The organism is Arsukibacterium sp. (assembly GCF_041616895.1).
GTDB lineage: Bacteria > Pseudomonadota > Gammaproteobacteria > Enterobacterales > Alteromonadaceae > Alishewanella.
This window is the reverse complement of sequence record NZ_JBFJPY010000180.1, coordinates 1-2,813: the sequence shown is the minus strand read 5'-3', so window position 1 is coordinate 2,813 and position 2,813 is coordinate 1. Positions and strand designations below refer to the sequence as shown.

Here is a 2,813-nt window from a genome sequence, read left to right as displayed (position 1 = left end):
GGTATAGGGGGTCATTAACTTTTTTGGGTTTATAGATGGTCGACCGATTATAACGAAAAAGCCGACAGATGGGAGATCTGCCGGCTTTTGTTAGGTGCAACCAGGTGTTCGTTATTGTTTTATAAACTCAATGGCGCGCTCTAATTGCTCATCACGCCCGGCCGCGATGCCGGCTATGGTTGGTTTAACTTCGATATCAGGCACAATGCCGATTCGCTGGGTCGGGGTGCCATCAGGGTAGAATACGCCAACCCCTGAAAGTGCAGTGTAGTGGCCGCCAGGTAGCATGAAATATGAAACATCGCCATCGGCGCCTGAGGTGGTACTGCCGATTACCGTTGCCTTGGGGGCTCCCTGAAAGGCCATAGTGGTATATTCTGCCAGACTCTGTGTTTGCTCGTTGATCAAGATTACTACCTTACCCTTGTAATAAGCCGGGTTGTTATGACCAACGGACAGCGATTCTGCCCGGTTAAACTGGCCAGGATTGGTTAAGTGCATTTGGGTAAACTGCACAAAGTCATAGGGTTCAGGATACAAATAGTTGCTCAAGCTATAAACGACATACTTTGACGGATAATTGCGAATATCAATGATCAGTCCTTTGGTGTCGGCTAACGCTGCCATCATCTGCTTAAGGTCAACCTCGTTAATTTTATCCATACGAATATACCCAATATCCGGGGCGAGATGCTGAAAAGCAGTATCACCATGCTCATGATAATAGTGCTGCCGCTCGATGCTATCTGCAGGAAGCAGGGGTAGCTGTAGCTGAAGTGATTCAGTGTTACGCCGTACTTGTACGCTGATTTGTTCAGCATTACCGCGCAATAACATGCTGGCCATAATACGTAAGCGGGTAGGTTCGTTTGAGGCGGCGGCGAGCGGGCGTAAATGGGCTAATCGCTCACTGATGGGTTTATCATTGATATGGGTAATAACATCGCCAATCTTAATTGGTAGCTCGGGTTGATATATCTGGTAAACCACAGCGTGTTGCTCGGCAAAACGGACATCAACGGGTGCGATATTTTTACCAATATAGGGCCGGATAACATTAAAATCTGCTGGTCCGAATTGACTATGAGTATCGTGAATAGAGTCTATTACCTGCGCCAGTTCCAGCTGATAATCCAATTCCGTTTTGGCTAGCAATACCTTCGAGATGGCGCCGTACAGCACTTGTTGCCAGGGTTGCTCGGTTAAATCTCGATAGGGCGAATAGTAATGAATTATATTCCACAGCCGGAACAGGCTTAGTAATCGATAGCCGCTATCATCAAAGCCAATTTCTGCATACGGCTTTTCATTAAAAGCAGGATTGTTTACATTTGGTTCTGATTTTACCCAAAAGTGTCTGGCGGGTAACTCTGTAGCATAAACCTTCGCCAGGGTAGCATTCAGCTCTGGCGATAACTGCCATACTAACCAGTGTTGCTCCCGGTGTGCCAGCGCAGCATCGGTAATGTCTTTACATTGTATACAGGCGCTTAGTTGCCCAAGACTATTGATCCACGTTATTAACAGCTGGTCACGCTTTTTTGCATCTGCTTTTAATACATCAGGAATCAACTTAAACAGTTCCGCATCCATACTGATATTGCCGGCGGCAGACTCTGGGTGATAGTACTTAATAAAGCCCCATACTTTAGCCAGTGCAGCGAGGTTTTCTTGCTCTTGTTGGCTGAGTGCTGTCAGACGAATACCCGAATTTTTTTCAAAAGCGTGTGGCAAGGCAGCCGGATAAACCGGTTGTTGTCTCTCTGGCGCCTGCGCCAGAGGTTTACCGTCAATTGTCAGGCTAAGTTTGGCGTACTCGCTACTGCCGGTACCTTGTTGCCGCATCCCTACATGCAGAATTTTTGTATCCGATTCTATTTCGACACTAAGCGTGTAACGCTGCCAGTCGCGACTGCCGCTTACTGCCAATATTTCCATGGTTTGGTATTCTAGAGGTTGTTCAGCAGTTGAAGTTTGAGAAAGCCAGAATCCGACGACTCCATCGACGTTTGATGTTTTTATATATCCGCTAATGGTGACGATGTTGCCACCATAGGTGAATTCAAGTTGCTGGCTTATTTCGGCGTAATCGCCTGAAGTAAATTCATTTCGGCTAATTTTTACTGCTGTGGCGTTATCTAAAGCCCCTACTTTACTAGTGCTAAGTGGCTCGGATCCCTCAACAGACCAATGCTTTGGTTTGCCATCGGTTATTTCAGTGAAGTCGATATTTTGCGGGCTGGCCGTTGCGGTAACACTGCAGCCGCACAACACTAAACTGCACACAAGTCCTTTCATTTAGATTCCTTTGTTGTTTTTATAATAGAAATAACTGTAAATGAAATGGGAGTCAACTGTTACATTGGCTGCTTGCTAAGCCGGCGCCATAGCCATTCCAGCGGGCCTTGTGAGAAGTGTTGCAGGTACCAGCGGCAAAACAGCAGTTGCAGAATAATGGAACCAATGGCAATGCCAAGTAACGACAGCCGGTCCAGGCTGGCAAACCAGTCAGGCTTAATCACCCTAAATAGCAATACCATTAACAGGCTCTGGCTTAAATACAAGGTGAAGGCCATACGGCCACAGGGGGCGAGCCAGTGCGTTAAGCATTTTTGGTGCTGGCTGTTAATTAACACGCTGGCAAAGGCCAGCGCCATTAATAAGGCACTGAGTTGCTCCCACGGCAGGGATACACCAAGATCGTAACCGTAGCCAGTAACATGATCCAGCACTACGGTGCTGCCGCTGATTGCCAGGGACGTCAGAAATAACAGAATTGTTATGCGGCGTGAATAGCCCTGGCTGAACCAGCC

2 protein-coding genes are annotated in these 2,813 nt (G+C 47.3%); both read right to left on the bottom strand.

Annotation, left to right across the window (positions count from 1 at the left end; translation table 11 throughout):
* Nucleotides 1-111 precede the first annotated feature (111 nt).
* Complete coding sequence (locus ABY802_RS16460; protein WP_372628203.1) at nt 112-2,298, bottom strand: S41 family peptidase; 2,187 nt, start codon at nt 2,296-2,298, stop codon at nt 112-114.
* A 59-nt stretch (nt 2,299-2,357) separates the two neighbouring features.
* The coding region (locus ABY802_RS16455; RefSeq protein ID WP_372628202.1) for a DUF418 domain-containing protein at nt 2,358-2,813 on the bottom strand (456 nt) is incomplete at its 5' end.

Excerpts from the sequence above, each read along its gene's own strand:
- ABY802_RS16460 (WP_372628203.1), bottom strand. The coding sequence starts at position 2,298 with ATGAAAGGACTTGTGTGCAGTTTAGTGTTGTGCGGCTGCAGTGTTACC.